This is a genomic window from Streptomyces sp. NPDC003011 (genome assembly GCF_053591515.1).
Map to the genome: position 1 here is coordinate 18,266 of NZ_JBSFTY010000085.1, position 17,617 is coordinate 35,882.

Here is a 17,617-nt window from a genome sequence, read left to right on the forward strand (position 1 = left end):
CCGGGGCCGCCGGGGTGCGTACGGGACAGGTGCCGGAGTCCCGGGTCCCGCCCTTCCAGTCCGGTTCGATGTCTTGACGTGTTCATTTCCGTCGTCAAGCATGCCGTGAGCCCGATTGCTTCTGTTCGGTTCTGTGAATCCCCCTGTCATGGAAGGGAGTTCCCGTGTCCAGCCGACATCGCGTCCTCCAGGCGCTGGCCCCGACCGTCCCCCTGGTGCTCGGCGCAGGTCTCGTCACCGCCCCCGTCGCACTCGCGGACACACCGCCGCAGAGCGCGGTCACGGTGCGCGTCGACCCGTCCTACCGCCAGCAGGAGTTCGAGGGCTGGGGGACGAGCCTGGTCTGGTTCGCCAACGCCACGGGCGGCTACCCGGACCCCGTCCGAAGACAGCTCGTCGACATGCTGTTCGGCGAGGACGGACTCCGCCTGAACATCGCGCGCTACAACATCGGCGGCGGCAACGCCCCCGACGTCCGCACGGACTACATGAAGGCCGGCGCGACCATGGAGGGCTTCTGGAAGGCCCCCGAGGGAACCACCCGGCAGGACATGGACTGGTGGGACCCGAACGACCCGGACCACTGGAACTGGGACGCCGACGCGGGCCAGCGCTGGTGGGTGGACCAGATCAAGCGGAAGGTCACCCGCTGGGAGGCGTTCAGCAACTCGCCGCCCTGGTTCCAGACGGTCAGCGGCTACGTCTCCGGGGGATTCGACGCGAGCGCGGACCAGATCCGCGCCGACCGCGTCGACGACTTCGCCGCCTATCTGGTACGGGTGACCGAACAGCTGGAGAAGGACCACGGCATCGAGTTCGACACCATCGCCCCGCTCAACGAGCCCAACACCCCTTACTGGGGTACCCAGCTCGGAGCGGACGGGCAGCCCACGGGCGGACGCCAGGAGGGCGCGCACGCCGGACCGGAGCTCCAGCAGAAGGTGCTCCTCGCGCTGGACAAGGCGCTCGGCGAGGCGGACACCGACGCCGGGATCTCGGCGATGGACGAAACCAACCCGAGCATCTTCACGCAGAACTGGAACGCCTACGGCAGCCCCGCCCGAGCCGCCGTCGACCAGCTGAACGTGCACACCTACGGCACGGGCATGCGCACCAGCGCACGCGACATCGCCAAGGGCGCCGGCCAGAGACTGTGGATGAGCGAGGTCGAGGGCACCTGGGGCACCGGGACCGATTTCACCGGCATGGACCCGGGACTCGGGATCGCCACCCGGATGGTCGACGACATGCGCGAACTGGAGCCGTCCGCCTGGGTGTTCTGGCAGCCGGTCGAGGACTCCGTCCCGCAGGCCGCGGCCGGCAAGAACTGGGGCAGCATCCACGTCCCGTTCGACTGCACCGCCGAGGACACCCTGGAGACCTGCCCGATCCGGGCCAACTCGAAGTTCCACACCATCCGGAACTTCACCCACCACATCCGTCCCGGTGATCGCTTCGTGAAGGTCGACGACCCGTCCAGCGTCGCCGCGGTGAAGCGGTCCGGGCGTGCCGCGACCGTGGTGCACGTGAACAGCGCAACGGCCGCGCGCTCCGTGACCCTCGACCTCTCGCGCTTCGGCGAGGTCGCGCCGCGGGCCACCGTCACCCCCGTGGTGACGAGCGCCGACGGTGCCCTGGTACGAGGCACCCCGGTCCGCGTGGCCGACCGGTCGGCCACGCTCGTCGTCCCCGCGAAGTCGGTCACCACCTTCCTGGTCGACGGTGTCAGCGGCGTCGCGAAGGACGCGCCCCTCGTGCGGCCCGGCCATCTCCACCGGCTGAGCGGCGCGCAGAGCGGGAAGTCGCTGGCCCCGTCGGACGACGGCAGCGGTGTGGTCATCCGCACGACCGACACCGGCAGCGCCGAACAGCTCTGGCGCGTACGCCAGTTGACGCCTGGCGCCAGCCACCGCGAGCGCTACGCCGTCACCAGCGCCACCACCGGCAAACGCCTCGCGGTGCGCGACGGCCGAGCCGTCCTGGAGGACCCGGACGCCGGCGGGGCCGACGACACGGCGCAGTGGATCATGTCGACGACCGGCGACGGCACCTGGACGTTCGTCGACGCCGCCACCGGCCGCCTCCTCGACGTCACCGGACAGTCCTCCGCGGACGGCGCCACGGTGTCCACGTACACCCCGACCTCGGCGGCGAACCAGCGCTGGACCGTGACCGACGAGACGGTGCTGCGCACCGAGCCGGCCGAGGCGTTCACCGTCCCAGGCCTGCCACCGGAGCTTGCGCGGACGGTGACGCCGGTGTACCGGGACGGCGCCCGGGGGTCCCTCCCCGTGGTGTGGAACCTTCCCCCGGACCGGAAGTGGCGTCACCCCGGCACGGTCCGCGTCACGGGCCGGGCCACCGATCCGCTCGGGCGGGAGATCGCCGCGACGGCGGTCGTCACCGTCGACACGATCGCCTCCACCCTCCCCGGCCGCGCCAAGACGTACGTGGGCGGTGAGCCGGAGCTGCCGGCCGCCGTCGTCGGCGTCGGCACGAACGGCGGCCGGGCCGACCTCCCGGTGACCTGGGACCCGGTGTCCGAGGGGGCGTTCGACAGGCCCGGGGTGGTGACGCTGCGCGGCCTCGCCCGGATCGTCGGCGGCGGCACGGCCGGCGCGACCGTGCGCGTGCAGGTCACCGAGCCGGCGGAAGCCAACATCGCGCCCGACGACGACGTCTCGCTGGCGGCCACGTTCACCGAGAACGGGTACTCCGCGGAGCGCCTGCGCAACGGGGAACTGTCCGAGAAGGCCTGGTCCACCTGGAAGCCGGGCACCGCCAAGAACCCCTCCGACACCCTCACCTTCACGCTGCCAAAGCCGCGCGACCTGACCCGTGTCGTGGCGCACTTCCACCGGGACGGGAGCTCCGCCTCCCTCCCGGCGAGCCTCAAGGCGCAGGTGCGCGGCGCCGACGACGGCGCGTGGGCCGACGCGAGCGACGAGGTCGAGGTCGAGGCCGAGGGCTCGCCGGTGGTCACCGTACCGCTGGAGGCAGGGCCGGCGACCGGGGTCCGGGTGGTCATGACCGCACGCCAGGGCGGCTACATCACGATGAGCGAGGTCGAGGTGTACGCCAGGACCCCTGGGGTCTCCTCGGACGCCGCCGCCGCGTCGATCGAGGTGGGCGGAGAACCGGTCACGGGGTTCGACCCCGACACGGCCGTCTACCGGGTCGTCACCGACGCCCCTGGGCGCGCGGCCGTCACCGTGACCGCACGGGATCCCTACGCGACCGTTTCGGTCGAGCGGTCCGACGAGCCCCGCCGGACCGTGGCCGTCGTCTCCGTGACCGGTGAGGACGGGGCACGGACCCGGACGTACCGGCTCGAACTCGTCCGACGCTGACGGCGGAGCGGGAAGGGGAGCCGCGGCCGGACTCCCCTTCCCGCCCGTGCGGGAGGCTCAGGCGCGAGGTCCAGGACTGTTCGGCCTGCCGGACATCGTTCGAAACCCCTTGACGCTGCGCCACACCCCGATTGACACTCTCGCAACACGACGTCACAGAGCCGAAACAGGGTGCCCGCGGTCGCGGCCCCCGGTTCCCGGCCCGCCTCCCCCTTGCCTTCTTCCTTCCTCCGTCAGCCATGCCTCAGCAGGGAATCCGACATGACGTACATCGCAGGTCCGCGCAGCCGCGCGAGACGCTGGGCGGGCCGTGTCGCCGGCCTGACCGCCGCGTCGCTGTTGCTGGGCCTCGCCGCGCCCGCCCTCCCCGCGCAGGCGGCGGACACCGCGGACGTCACCGACGGCCTGGCCCTCTGGTACAAGCTCGACGCCGCCTCCGGCAGCACCGTCACCGACGCCTCCGGCAACGGCCGCGACGGCACGGTCAGGGGGACCGCCGACTGGTCGGGGACGGGGCAGGGGCTCGCCTTCAACGGTTCCGACACCTACGTCAAGGTGCCGGACAACATCATGAGCGGCATGACGTCGATCTCCGTCTCGATGGACGTGAAGATCGACTCCGCCCAGGCGACCCCGTACTTCCTCTACGGCTTCGGCAACACGAGCGGTACCGCCGGCAACGGCTACCTCTTCACCACCGGCGACAGCTTCCGGACCTCCGTCGCCACCGGCAACTGGTCGACCGAGCAGACCACCCGGCCGTCCGGCTCCGGCAGCCTGACCCGCGGAGTGTGGAAGCAGGTCACCTACACCCAGACCGGCACCACCGGGGTGCTCTACGAGGACGGCGTGGAGGTGGCCCGCAACACGGCGGTCACCATCACCCCGGGCGCCATCGGCGCCGGCACCACCACCGCCAACCACGTCGGCAAGTCCGTGTATCCCGGGGACAAGCTCTTCAAGGGCAGGATCCGCGACTTCCGGGTGTACGACCGCGCGCTGGCCGGCCCGGAGGTCGAGCAGCTCTCCCTCCCCGTGGCCACCCAGGGCCTCGCCGACGACAAGGCCGCCCTCACCCTCGGCGACACCGGCGCCGTCGTCTCCGACCTGACCCTGCCGGCCACCGGCACGGCCGGCGGCTCCAGGATCGCCTGGGCGAGCGACAACCCCTCCGTGGTGTCCGCCACCGGCAAGGTCACCCGTCCCGCCTCCGGCGAGCCGGACGGACGCGCCACGCTCACGGCGACCCTGACCAAGGGCACCGCGACCGCCACCAAGAGCTTCGACGTCACGGTCCCCGCCGCCTTCGACGACGCCACCGCCACCCGACAGGCCGCCGAGGCCCTGTCCGTCCGCAACCTCGACGACGTCAGGGGAAACCTCACCCTCCCCGCGACCGGTGACTTCGCCACCCGGGTCACCTGGTCCTCCGCCAACCCGGACGTCATCGCCGCCGACGGGGTCGTGCACCGCCCGGCGCACGGCGCCGGCGCCACCACCGTCGAGCTGACCGCGACCGTCACCAAGGGCGACGCGCAGGCCACCCGCGTCTTCCCCGCCAAGGTGCCCGAACTGCCTGCCGAGGAAGCCCTCAAGGGCTACATGTTCAGCTACTTCACCGGCGAGGGCACCGCGGACGGCGAGCAGCTGTACGCCGCCCTCAGCAAGGGCAACGACCCGCTGCGCTGGCGGGAGTTGAACGACGGCAAGCCGGTCCTGACCTCCACGCTCGGCGAGAAGGGCCTGCGCGACCCGTTCATCATCCGCTCCCCCGAGGGCGACAAGTTCTACCAGATCGCCACCGACCTCAGGATCTACGGCAACGGCGACTGGGACGCCTCCCAGCGCACCGGCAGCAAGTCCATCATGGTCTGGGAGTCCACCGACCTGGTGCACTGGACGGACCAGCGGCTGGTGAAGGTCTCCCCCGACAGCGCGGGCAACACCTGGGCGCCGGAGGCGTACTACGACGCGAAGCTCGGCGCGTACGTGGTCTTCTGGGCGTCGAAGCTGTACGACAACGCGGCGCACTCCGGCGACACGTACAACCGCATGATGTACGCGACCACCCGCGACTTCCACACCTTCAGCGAGCCCAAGGTCTGGATCGACCGCGGCTACTCGGTCATCGACTCGACGGTGATCCAGCACGACGGAACGTACTTCCGCCTGTCGAAGGACGAGCGGAACAACACCTCCTCCACGCCCAACAGCAAGTTCGTCTTCGAGGAGAAGAGCGACTCGCTCCTGGACACGTCCTGGACCGCGGTCGCCGAGGGCATCGGCAAGGGCGCGATGAACGCCGCCGAAGGGCCCCTGGTGTTCAAGTCCAACACCGAGGAGAAGTGGTACGCGTTCCTCGACGAGTTCGGCGGTCGCGGCTACATCCCGTTCGAGACGACGGACCTCGGCTCCGGCGCCTGGACCCCGTCCACCGGCTACGACCTGCCCGCCAAGCCCCGGCACGGCACGGTGCTCCCGGTCACCCAGGCCGAGTACGACCGCCTGCTGCGGGCCTACCAGCCGGACCAGCTCGTGGAGAGCGTCGAGGACATCGAGGCGAAGACCCGGATCGGTGAAGCGCCGGTCCTGCCGGCCACCGTCATCGCGACGTACGCCGACGGCGTCGAGCGTCCCGTCTCCGTCGACTGGGCGGACGTACCGGACGCCGCGTACGCACAGGCCGGCACCTTCACGGTGACGGGCACCCTGCCCGGGGGGACCATCCTGAACGCCGAGGTCACGGTCTCCGCCGAAGGCCCCGACGTACCCGCCGACCTGCTCCTGGACTACGACTTCGACGAGACCGGCGGCAACATCGCCCGCGACACCAGCGGCCACGGCTACCACGGCACGTACGTGCGGACACCCGACTTCGGCACCGGCGTCGACGGCGGCTCGTTCAAGATGTCCGGCGGTACCAGCAGCTCGACCACCTCGCCGTACGTCACCATCCCGAACGGCGTCCTGAAGAACGCCGACAGCGTCACCGTCTCCACCCACGTCAAGTGGAAGGGCGGGGACAACTTCCAGTGGCTCTTCGGCCTGGGTCCCGACAGCGACAAGTACCTCTTCGCCTCCCCCTCCAACGGCGGCGGCAAGCTCTTCTCCGCGATCACGAAGGCCACCTGGTCGGGCGAGAAGCAGATGACGGCGGGCTCCCCGCTCACCCCCGGTGAGTGGCAGCACGTCACCGTCACCGTGGACAGCGCCACCGAGACCGCGGTCCTCTACGTGGACGGCATCCAGGCGGCCCGCGCCACCGGGGTCACCATCAAGCCGTCCGAGCTCTACGACCCCGCCAAGGGCTACTCGGGCTACATCGGCAGGTCCCTGTACTCCCCCGACCCCTACTTCGGCGGCGAGGTCGACGACTTCCGGATCTACAACCGGGCCCTGTCGCCCGCCGAGGTCCTGGAGCTCAGCGGCAACACCACGGGCATCGCCGCGGCGGCCCACCCCGCGCTGAAGACCGACGCGATCATCGACGACGCCGGCAGCAAGATCACTCTGCCGCTGGCCGAGGGCAGCGATCTCACCGCCCTGGCACCGGAGTTCACCCTCGCCCACGGCGCGTCCATCAGCCCCGCCTCCGGCACGCTGCACGACTTCACCGAGCCGGTGACGTACCAGGTGACCGGCTCGGACGGCGCCAGGCGCACCTGGACGGTCACGGCACTGGAGATGAGGAGCCCGGTCCTGCCCGGGCTCAACGCCGACCCGAACATCGTCCGGTTCGGCGACACCTTCTACCTCTACCCGACCACCGACGGCTTCCCGGGCTGGAGCGGCACGCAGTTCAAGGCGTACTCCTCCACCGACCTGGTCCACTGGAAGGACCACGGCGTCATCCTCGACCTGGGTCCGGACGTGACCTGGGCCGACAGCAGGGCCTGGGCGCCGACGACGGCTGAGAAGAACGGGAAGTACTACTTCTACTACTCCGCCGACACGAACATCGGCGTCGCGGTCGCCGACTCGCCCACCGGCCCGTTCAAGGACCCCCTGGGCAAGCCGCTGATCGCCCGCGGCGCCTACACCGGCCAGATGATCGACCCGGCCGTCTTCACCGACGACGACGGGCAGGCGTACCTCTACTGGGGCAACGGCCGGGCGTACGTCGTGCCGCTGAACGACGACATGGTCTCCTTCGACGCCTCGAAGGTCGAGGACATCACCCCCAGCGGCTACAACGAGGGCACCTTCGTCATCAAGCGCAAGGGCACCTACTACTTCACGTGGTCCGAGAACGACACCCGGGACGAGAACTACCGCGTCGCCTACGCCACCGGCTCCTCCCCCACCGGCCCGTGGACCAAGCGCGGCGTGATCCTGGAGAAGGACCTCTCCCTCGGCATCAAGGGCCCCGGCCACCACTCCGTCGTCCACGTGCCGAACACCGACGACTGGTACATCGCCTACCACCGCTTCGCCATCCCCGGCGGTGACGGCACCCACCGCGAAACCACCATCGACAAGCTGGAGTTCGGCTCCGACGGCCTGATCAAGAAGGTCGTCCCGACCCTGACGAGCATCGCCCCGGTCACCGTCGTGCACGCGGGTCCGGACGCGAGCGGCACCGAGGGGGGCGCGATCTCCCTCACCGGCACCCTCTCCGGAGCCGGCGACCCCACGTGGACGGTGGAGAGCGGAGCAACCTGCGCCTTCTCCGACCCCGGCGCCGTCCTCACCACGATCACCTGCGCCGACGACGGCACGTACAAGGTCACACTGACCGGTGGCCGCAGCAGCGACACGCTCACCGTGACCGTCGGCAACGCGGCCCCGGTGATCACCTCGGCCGAGGGGCCCACGGCCCCGGTGTCCGTCGGCGGGAGCGTGGCGGTGAGCGCCGGCTTCACCGACCCGGGCGCCGCCGACACCCAGACCTGCGAGGTCGACTGGAAGGACGGCACCGCACCCACCACCGGTACGGTCACCGCCTCCGGCTGCGAAGCCACCCACGCCTACACCAAGGCGGGCATCCGCCGCCCGGTGCTCACCGTCACCGACGACGACGGCGCCTCGGACAGCACGACGCTCCCCGAGCTGATCGTCTTCGACCGAGCGGCCGGTCCCGTCGCGGGCGCCGGCATCATCGCCTCTCCGGCCGGCGCCTACCCCGCCAAGCCCACCCTGACCGGTCCGGCGCACTTCTCCTTCGGCGCCACGTACAAGAAGGGGGCGACGGCTCCCGCCGGCAACGCCACCTTCGACTACGCCGCCGCCAAGCTGAAGTTCCGCTCCACCTCCCTGGACTGGCTGGTGGTCACCGGCTCCGAAGCCCAGTTCCAGGGCTCCGGCACGGTCAACGGCACCGGCGGCTACGGGGTGCGCGTCACGGCCACCGACCGCCCGGACACCTTCCGCATCAGGATCTGGAAGAAGTCCACCGGCGACGTCGTCCACGACAACCGGACCGGCGCGGCGACGGCGGGCATCATCACCATCGGCACGTGACGACCAGTCGCTGACGGCCGGCCGCTGCGGCCGTCCGTCAGCGGTTCTCGTTCCGGCCGTACGCCGGTTCGAGAGGGGCCGCCGCCGAAGCGGTCGCCGCAGGGGCCGTCGCCGCCTCCGCAGCCCGCTGTCCGGGGACGGCGGGCTTGCGGATCAGCAGCAGTGCCGCGTCGTCGTGCAGTCGACCGCCCACATGGGCCAGCAGTTCGTCGTGCAGCGCGGAGACGGTGTGCGCCGGGTCCTCGCACACGTGGCGGGCCAGCCCGTCGAGCAGGGGGTAGAACGCGCGGCGGCGGTCGCGGGCCTCGGTGACCCCGTCGGTGTAGAGCAGCAGTTGGTCCCCGTCCTCGAAGGGCAGCACCTGAAGGCCGGGGGTCTGGCCCGAGAGGGCCCGCAGCCCGAGGGGCGGAGCCGGCTGCGTGGGCTCCACGGCCGTGACGCCGCCGGACGCGCGGACCAGCAGTGGTGGCGCATGTCCGCAGTTCACCATCTCCAGCTGCCCTTCCCGGGGGTATCCGGCGACCACGGCGGTGACGAAGTCGTCGTGACCCAGGTTGCGCGCCAGGCTCCGTTCGATCCGGTCGACGACGGCCAGGAGGTCGGGCTCGTCGTAGGCGGCCTCGCGGAAGACACCGAGCACCAGCGCGGCGGTGCCCACGGCCGGCAGTCCCTTGCCCCGCACGTCGCCCACGATCAGCCGGACGCCGTACGGGGTGGGTATCAGCGCGTAGAGATCCCCGCCGATCCGGGCCTCGGCGGCGGCGGCGCTGTAGCGGACGGCCACCTGGAACGGGCCGACCGTCTCCGGCACGGGCCGCAGCAGTACGTGCTGGGCGGTCTCGGCGACGGAACGGACCGCGGCGAGCACCCGTTCACGCCGTCCGCGCAGCACACCGGCCAGGCCGCTCGCCAGGGTGACGGCCACCAGGGCGGACAGGACGACGGCCAGCTCGCGGCCCGGCACCCCGTCCCGGATCCCGAGCGCCCAGCCCAGTCCGACGGCGAGCAGACCGACGCAGCACACACCGTGCGGCCCGTTGGTGGTGGCGGCCAGCGCGGGGCCGGCCGCGAGCAGCGGCAGCCAGATCATGCCCGGCCCGCCGACGAGGTCGACGAGCACGATGACCGCGACGATCAGCACGGGCAGGACGGGCGTCCCGGCGGCCAGCTGCGCGGCGGCGTGTCTGAGGGCCGACGCCCCGGAACCTGCCGCTCGGTGCCTGAACGGCCGTGCCGAGCGGTGGTCGCCGCCGTGGTCTCGGGCCTGAGTCATGTTCCGTCCGCAGTCCTCACCTGTGCGCAGGGCACACATCCGAAATGCCTGTTTCCTCCAGGGAACGGGTTCCGGGCGGCTGCCACAAGGAGGGGGATTTCAGATGGTGAGCGACAGGCTCCTGGTCACGCGGCTCGCGGCCGGGAGCAGCCGGTCCCGGATCTCCGGCAGCCGGGACAGCCGGTCCGACGGCAGGGAGACGCCGAGCGAGCCGAGAGTGTCCCCGCTGTAGACGGGCACGGCGACACAGACCGTGCCGAGGGCGTACTCCTCCACGTCCGTGACGGCCGGGGCCACCGGTGAGGAGTCGAGCCGCCGCAGCAGTTCCGGGCGGCTGGTGATCGTCCGTGGGGTGAGGTCGGCGAGGTGGTGACGGGAGAGATAGTCCTTACGGGCCTCGTCGTCCATCTCCCGCAGCACCGACTTGCCCAGCGCGGTGGCGTGCCCCGCGTCCTCGAACCCCACCCACAGGTCCACGCGAGGTGTCCGGGGGCCGTCGACAATCTCGGCGACCCGGATCTCGCCCTCCTCGTAGAAGGTGAGGTAGGCGGCGGTCGTGAGCTGGTCCCGCAGCGCGGCGAGCGTGGGACGGACCCGGCTGAGCAGCGCCTGTCCGCGGCCGGTGGTGTGCAGCGTCCGCAGCTTGTCGCCCAGCACGAACCCGCCGTCGTCCAGCTTGCGCAGGTATCCGTCGTGGACCAGCGTCCGCAGCAGGTGATAGGCGGTGCCCAGGGGCAGCCGCGTCTCCCGCGCCAGTTGCTTGGCGGGCGCGCCGTTCTCGTGCGCGCTCACCGCCTCCAGCAGCCGCAGTGCCCGCTGGACCGAGGTGATGAGCGTGGGGCCGTCGTGCGCAGCCATACGACCAGCGTGCGCCCGGCGCACCGCGCAAGCAAGGTGCGCGCCCGGTCCGGCAGGGGCCGCTCTCGTCATCGGTGGATCGGTGGATCGGAGATCGGTGGAGCGGTGGAGCGGTGGAGCGGTGGACCAATATCTCGATGAACCGATGAAGCGATGGGAATTCCCCGTGCCGGAGAGACGCAGGCGAAGCAGCGGGACGTAAATCGACGCGCGATGCGAATGAGTCCCTGCCGCGAATTCCCCGAGTGCTTCTCCGTGCTCCCGTGCGCCCCCCAGGAGAAAGGGTTCCGCACATGAGTGCGCAGGCTGAACTGGGCAGGACATGCTTCAAGTACCAAGTCGGTGAAACATCACCGAATTCTGTGTTTCCGCTGAGACAGGTGGTATTCGATGAGCGCCTTTGTCCCTGAACCGGAGCGAAAGTGGACAGTGGGTACTGCTCCCAGCATATTCCCGCCTCTCACCCACGGTATCGCCTTGTTCCGCCGCCCGCTGGAATTCCTGAATTCCCTGCCCGCACACGGCGATCTGGTGGAGATACGGCTCGGCCCCCTGCGCGCCTGGGTGGTGTGCCACCCGCAGCTGGTCCACGAGATGCTCAGGGACACCCGCACCTTCGACAAGGGCGGTACGCAGTACGACAGGCTGCGGCTGCTGATGGGCGACGGCGTCGTCACCTGCCCGCACGCCGAGCACCGCAGGCAGCGCAGGCTGCTGCAGCCCGCGTTCCGCCCGTCCCGCGTCGCCGAGCACACGGACCTGATGGCCGAGGAAGCGGAGGCGGTGTCCCGCGCGTGGCAGGCGGGGCGGAAGATCGACGTCAGCGCCGCCATGACGGCCATGACCACACGGGTGATCAGCCGCGTCCTCTTCTCCGGCTCCCTCGACGCCGCACGGTCCGCCGAGGTGCGGCACTGTCTCGCGGACGTCGTCCGCGGACTGTTCGTGCGCACGGTCGTACCGCTCGACGGCGTCTTCCGCCTGCCCACCCCCGCGAACCGCCGCTACCGGCACGCGGTCGCCCGCCTGCACACGATCATCGACGGCGTGATCGCCGAGCGCCGCCGGGGCACCCCCCGCGACGACCTGCTGGGCACACTGCTGGAGACCGCGCGCGACGACGGCGACGCGGTGCCCCCGGCCAGTGAGCGGGAGGTCCACGACCAGCTCATCACGCTCCTGCTGACCGGAGTGGAGACCACCGCCCTGTGTCTGGCCTCCGCGTTCGGCCTGCTGGCCCGCAACCCGGAGGCGGAGCGTGGCCTGCACACCGAACTCGACACCGTCCTCGCCGGGCGCACCCGCCCCGCCGCCGACGACCTGCCGCGCCTCGTCCACACCCGCAACATCGTCACGGAGACGCTGCGTCACTCCCCTCCGGGCTGGCTCTTCACCCGCGTCACGACCCGGGACACCCGGCTCGCCGGACACCCCCTCCGCAAAGGATCCACCGTTCTCTACAGCCCCTATCTCCTCCAGCACGACCCCGCGTCGTTCCCCGACCCGGACCGGTTCCTCCCCGACCGCTGGCTGCCCGGGCAGGCCGCGCCCGGACCGCAGGGCGCGATGGTCCCGTTCGCCGCGGGGAGCCGCAAGTGCCTGGGCGACGCGTTCGCCATGACGGAGGCGGTCGTGGCCGTCGCCGTCATCGCCGGCCGCTGGCGGCTGCGCCACCCGCCCGGCCCCGTCGAACGGCCGCGCCCGGCGGTGACCCTGGGGCCGAGGTCGCTGGTGATGACCTGTGAACCACGCGGTCGTACGACGGTGCAGCCGGCCCGCGCCGACGCGCCCGCACACCGGGGTGACGTCGCCCTTCGAGTTCCGGACGCCCGAACGGCAGGTGACCACGGTGTCGATGACGCATGAGGAAAGCACGCTCGCCCGGCCCGGCACACCCCACACCACACTGAAGGAGCTGGTCGACGCCCGTCTCCACATGCCCTTCGCGTTCCGCAGGAACCCCCACGAGTCCGCGGCGGTGGCGGGCGTCGAGCAATGGCTGCGGGAGCAGGGGCTCAGCGGCGAACCGGGGGTGACCGCGATGCTCTCCTCCACCCGCCCGGCCGAGCTCGCCTCCTGCACCAGCCCGGGCGTGGACGCGGACATCCTCCAGATCGTGGCGAACCAGATCGCCTACCAGTTCGTCTTCGACGACCGGGCGGAACAGACCGGCCGGCGATGGCCGGACCGGCTGCTGCCCATGCTGTGCGAGAGCGTCGCGATCCTGCGGGACGGCCGGCCGCCCACCACCGTCCTCGGGACGGCCCTGGCCGACCTGTACCGACAGGTCCAGGAACGGTGCACACCGGCCCAGGCCGCCCGCTGGGCCTGGAGCAGCCGTGAGTACGTGCACGGCCTGCTGTACGAGTCGGTGGCCCAGAACGGCCCCTTCCCGCTGCGGACCGGGCTGTGCACCTCCATACGGTCGCTGACCGCGGGGGTCGAGCCCTTCTACCCGCTGTACGAGGCGGCGCAGCCCACCGAGTCCGCCCCCGAGGAACTGCATCACCCGGTCATGCGGCGCCTGAGCCGCCTGTCGGTCGACGCGGCCGTGTGGACGGCGGACCTGTTCTCCGCGGTGAAGGAACAACGAGCGGGCGACATGATCAATCTGGCACTCGCCCACCAGCGCGCCCACCGCTGCTCCCTGCCGGCCGCCGTCACCCTCGCCGTCCAGCAGATCAACGGCGCCATCAGCGAGTTCGAGAGTCTCTACGCGGAGATCGAACCGACGCTGAGCCCCGCGGCCCTCGGCTATGTGGACGGCATGATCGGCTGGATCCGCGGGTGTTATCACTGGTCCCGCACCGTGCCGCGGTACGCGGACACCGCGACGGCACCCGCGATGCCGTAGGCCCTCACACGCTCGCGTGAGGTCTTCCGTCACCGCGTTCCCGAGGGAGGTGCATCCGACCGACGTTACCCGCACGGCGGGCCTCGCACGCCACGACTGCGGGTGATTCACCCTCCCTGGTGTGCCCGTTCGCGAACTCGTCCGCACCGCTCCCCGTGAGGCGTACGCTCTGCGCTGCCTCCCGGTGGTCGAACGACAGAGAGCGGTAGGGCAGATGGCGCATGGGTCACGGCAACCGATCACCCGGTCACGGCAGTTGCTGGAGCGCCGTCAGGAACTGGCGACGCTCGACGCGGCGCTGTCGGACCTGCGCGCCGTGGCCGACGGCGGACCGCGCACCGGGTACGGCGGGCTGCTCGCCTTCACCGGTCCGGCGGGGCTGGGCAAGACGGCGCTGATGACGGAAGCACGGGCCCGCGCCACGGCGGACGGGTTCCGGGTGCTCTCCGGCAGGGGCGGCGAGGCGGAGCAGGAGCTGGCGTTCCACGTGGTCCGCCAGCTCGTCCAGCCCGCCCTGGCGTCGATGGAGGAGGCGGAACGCCGGGCGTTCCTCGGCAGTTGGTACGGCATCGTGGCCGCCGCGCTCGGCCTGGAGGCCGCGGACACCGACCATGTGCCGGACCCCACCGGCGTGCGCGACGGGCTGGACTGGGTGATGACGCGGCTGGCGGTCATGAGGAAGGCACCCGTCGTGCTGCTCCTCGACGATCTGCACTGGGCCGACGCCGAGTCCCTCGGCTGGCTCACCTCCTTCGCTCCCCGGGCCGCGGACCTGCCGCTGCTGATCGTCGTCGCCTACCGGCCCGACGAACTGCCGTGCGAGGCGGCCGCCTTCCGTGCCCTGGCCGACGGTCACGGCAGTCGCCCCTGCGCCCTGGCGCCGCTCACCACCGCGGGCGTGGCGCGGATCGTCAGGGAGCAGGTGGGGGACACCGCCGAGGACGGGTTCTGCGCGGAGTGCTGGACGGTCACCGGGGGCAGCCCGTTCGAGACCGTCGAACTCGCCATCCGGCTCGGCCGGCGGAATATCAGGGGCACGAGGGACGACCTGCCCGCGATGCGCGTCCTCGCCGCCGCCGTGAAGGGGCCGGGGCTGATCGAGCGGCTCCAGCGGCTCGGCACGAGCACCGTCCGATTCGCGCACGCGGGAGCCGTCCTCGGTGCGCCCTTCTCGCCGGAACTCGCCGCCGCCATCGCGGTGATCGGCCGCGAGGACGCCGCCGAGGCGGCGGAGAGGCTGCGCGACGCCCGCATCCTGGCCGACGAGCCGGGGCCGGGCGGTGGTCTCGGTTTCGTCCACCCGCTGATCGCCACCACCATCTACCGGTCCATCCCGTCGGCCTGGCGGGTCGGGTTCCACAACGCCGCCGCCGAGGCCGTCCGCGCGGCGGGGCACGGGCCCACCGCGGCCGCCCGGCACCTGCTGGAGGTCCCCTGCGAGGGCAAGCCCGAGGCGGTGGCCTGCCTGCGCGAGGCCGCCCGGGAGTGTCTGCGCTCCGGCGCTCCGGAAGCCGCCCGCCGCCTGCTGACCCGGGCATTGCAGGAGCCGCCCCTGCCGGAGGAGCGCGCCGCCCTGCTGCACGAACTCGCGGGCTCGACGTTCCTCATCGAGCCCACCGCCACCGTGAACCATCTCCGCGCGGCGCTGGCGGAGTCCGGGGACGACCCCGGGCTGCGGGCCTCCATCGTGTACCGGCTCACCCAGGCGCTGGCCCACACCGACCGGATGGCGGAGGCCGCGACCGTGGCCGCCGAGGAGGCCCGGACGGCCGCCAACGCGCGGGTGCGGCTGCGGATGCAGGCCGACCACTTCGTCTGGAGCATGTTCCGCACCGACGAGCCCGACTCGTCCGCCCGCTCCCGCAGGCTGACCCGGCTGGCGGCGCAGCTGTCCGGCCGGGGCCGTCCGGCCGCACGCGGACTGGAGGAGCGCTGCATCCTGGGCCTGCGCGCGTGGGACGCCCTGTTGCGCGGCGAGCCCCGGCAGACGGTCCTCGAACACGCCGAGGACGCCCTGCGCGGCGGGATGAGCTGGACCGACGAGAACCGGGGTTTCGAGGTGCCCGTCTCGGTCGCCCTGGCGTTCATGTACTGCGACCAGCCGCGCCGCGCCGAAGAGCTGTTCACCAAGGGGATGGCGGAGTGCGAGACCAAGGGATGGCGCGGTTCCCATCTGGCCGTCGGCCAGACGCTCTTCGCCTACATCCGCTACCGCCGGGGCTGTCTGGCGGAGGCGGAGCACTGGGTGCGCGAGGGCCTGCGCACGGCCGAGCGGGTCGAAGGGGCGGTGCCCGCCCAGTGGTTCGCCATCGGCATCCTCATCCAGACGCTGCTGGCCCGCGGACGGACCGGTGACGCCCGCCGCCTCGCCGACAGCCACCGCTACGGCGAGGTGGTCCCGAACGCGGTTATCTACCCCGATCCCCGCACGGTGTACGCCGAGTTGCTGCTGGCGGAGGGACGCCGCACGGAGGCGGAGCGGCTGCTGACCGAGGTCGGGGACTGGCTGGACGGACGGGACTGGCGCAACCCCGCCTGGTGCCCCTGGCAGCTGCACCTGGCGTCCGCGCTGGCTCGCTCGGCGCCCGGCCGGGCCATCGGGCACGCCCAGGACGCCGTCAAGCGTGCCCGGGACTTCGGCGCGGCGTCCGCGATCGGCCAGGCGCTGCACACCCTGGCCGAGGTGACCGGCGGGCGGCCCGCACTCGATCTGCACGCGGAGGCCGTGGAACACCTGGAGCGGTCGCCCGCCGCCTACGACCTCGCCCGCGCGCTGGTCGGTCACGGAGCCTCGCTCTCCCGCAACGGCCGGCTGCACGACGCCGCGGACCGGCTCTACCAGGGCCTGGAGGGAGCCGTCCACTGCGGCGCCGAGGCGCTCGCCGGCCGGGCCAGGGCGGAGCTCTCCGCGGCGGGACTGCGGCCGCTGCCCCTGCGCTACGCGCAGACGGACACGCTCACGGCGCACGAGCGGAAGGCGGCCGAGATGACGGCCCACGGCCACCCGACAGCGGTGGTCGCCAAGGATCTCCGCCTCACGGAGCAGGGCGTACGGCATCTGCTCTCCTCCGTCTACCGCAAGGTCGGCACCGACCCGGCGGGCCTCGCCGACGCCCTGGAGTCCTTTCCGCGCCCCCGGTACTGAGCCGGGCCCAGCTCACCTCGGACGGGCCCGCTCCACGCCGTACGCCCCCTGACCGCCGGGCCGGGCGCAACCCTCTCGCAACCTTCGCCGTGTTGCAGTCGGGACCATGGACGAGGAATCCGCACCCACCCCGTACGACGAGGTCCCGCGCGTCGCGCTGACCGCCGCGGCCGCCGACCTGCTCCGCCGACTGCGCGCGACGCACGGGCCGCTGATGTTCCACCAGTCCGGCGGCTGCTGCGACGGCAGCGCCCCCATGTGCTACCTGGCCGGCGAGTTCCGCACCGGCGGCTCGGACGTGCTGCTCGCGGAGCTGGCCGTGGAGGGGGTCGAGGAGCCGGTCATGTTCTGGATGTCGCGCAGCCAGTACGAGCTGTGGAGCCACACCCGGCTGATCGTCGACGTCGTCGAGGGCCGGGGCAGCGGCTTCTCCCTGGAGGCACCCGAGGGGGTGCGTTTCCTCACCCGTTCGCGGGTCGTCGGCGCCTAGACATCGCGCCGGTCCCGGTCCTCTGGTGCACTTCCCCCGAGTCCTGCACGGCTGACGAGACATCAGGGGGCACGGTGACACGACGTCAAAGACGGTCCACGGCGGGCAGATCGGTCCTGGCGTCGCTCGCGGCGCTCGGCACGCTGGCCGGTGCGGCCCTGGCGGGGGCGGCGCCGGCCGGCGCCGC

8 protein-coding genes are annotated in these 17,617 nt (G+C 72.0%); 6 read left to right on the forward strand and 2 right to left on the reverse strand.

The features are described 5' to 3' along the window. The first annotated feature begins 164 nt into the window (after nt 1-164). Nucleotides 165-3,350 (forward strand): glycoside hydrolase, encoded by a 3,186-nt coding sequence (locus tag ACWD0J_RS32950; protein ID WP_451499522.1) that lies wholly within the window; start codon nt 165-167, stop codon nt 3,348-3,350. A gap of 261 nt (nt 3,351-3,611) precedes the next feature. Continuing rightward, nucleotides 3,612-8,810, forward strand: coding sequence for a family 43 glycosylhydrolase (locus tag ACWD0J_RS32955; RefSeq protein WP_451499523.1), 5,199 nt, complete (start codon nt 3,612-3,614; stop codon nt 8,808-8,810). Nucleotides 8,811-8,847: 37 nt separating this feature from the next. Here ACWD0J_RS32955 and ACWD0J_RS32960 read toward each other — a convergent pair whose 3' ends face one another. Next, nucleotides 8,848-10,083 carry a PP2C family protein-serine/threonine phosphatase gene (locus ACWD0J_RS32960; RefSeq protein WP_451499524.1) on the reverse strand — a complete coding sequence of 412 codons (1,236 nt, stop codon included), beginning with the start codon at nt 10,081-10,083 and terminating at the stop codon, nt 8,848-8,850. Nucleotides 10,084-10,182: 99 nt separating this feature from the next. Then, the gene (locus ACWD0J_RS32965) at nt 10,183-10,941 is read right to left on the reverse strand and encodes an IclR family transcriptional regulator (protein WP_451499525.1); all 759 of its coding nucleotides are present in this window, start codon (nt 10,939-10,941) and stop codon (nt 10,183-10,185) included. Between the two features lie 477 nt (nt 10,942-11,418). Between ACWD0J_RS32965 and ACWD0J_RS32970 the strand changes: the two genes are divergently transcribed. From ACWD0J_RS32970 to ACWD0J_RS32985, 4 genes are all read left to right on the forward strand, one after another. Beyond that, nucleotides 11,419-12,807, forward strand: coding sequence for a cytochrome P450 (locus tag ACWD0J_RS32970; protein ID WP_451499526.1), 1,389 nt, complete (start codon nt 11,419-11,421; stop codon nt 12,805-12,807). Then, nucleotides 12,797-13,795 carry a (-)-alpha-amorphene synthase gene (locus ACWD0J_RS32975; protein ID WP_451499527.1) on the forward strand — a complete coding sequence of 333 codons (999 nt, stop codon included), beginning with the start codon at nt 12,797-12,799 and terminating at the stop codon, nt 13,793-13,795. The genes ACWD0J_RS32970 and ACWD0J_RS32975 overlap by 11 nt, the downstream gene beginning before the upstream one ends. Nucleotides 13,796-14,009: 214 nt before the next feature. Beyond that, nucleotides 14,010-16,940 (forward strand): ATP-binding protein, encoded by a 2,931-nt coding sequence (locus ACWD0J_RS32980; protein WP_451499528.1) that lies wholly within the window; start codon nt 14,010-14,012, stop codon nt 16,938-16,940. A 106-nt stretch (nt 16,941-17,046) separates the two neighbouring features. Then, nucleotides 17,047-17,430, forward strand: coding sequence for a DUF779 domain-containing protein (locus tag ACWD0J_RS32985; protein ID WP_451499529.1), 384 nt, complete (start codon nt 17,047-17,049; stop codon nt 17,428-17,430). Nucleotides 17,431-17,617: the final 187 nt, after the last annotated feature.

Excerpts from the sequence above, each read along its gene's own strand:
- ACWD0J_RS32960 (WP_451499524.1), bottom strand. The coding sequence starts at position 10,083 with ATGACTCAGGCCCGAGACCACGGCGGCGACCACCGCTCGGCACGGCCG.
- ACWD0J_RS32965 (WP_451499525.1), bottom strand. The coding sequence starts at position 10,941 with ATGGCTGCGCACGACGGCCCCACGCTCATCACCTCGGTCCAGCGGGCA.
- ACWD0J_RS32955 (WP_451499523.1), top strand. The coding sequence starts at position 3,612 with ATGACGTACATCGCAGGTCCGCGCAGCCGCGCGAGACGCTGGGCGGGC.
- ACWD0J_RS32980 (WP_451499528.1), top strand. The coding sequence starts at position 14,010 with ATGGCGCATGGGTCACGGCAACCGATCACCCGGTCACGGCAGTTGCTG.
- ACWD0J_RS32975 (WP_451499527.1), top strand. The coding sequence starts at position 12,797 with ATGACGCATGAGGAAAGCACGCTCGCCCGGCCCGGCACACCCCACACC.
- ACWD0J_RS32985 (WP_451499529.1), top strand. The coding sequence starts at position 17,047 with ATGGACGAGGAATCCGCACCCACCCCGTACGACGAGGTCCCGCGCGTC.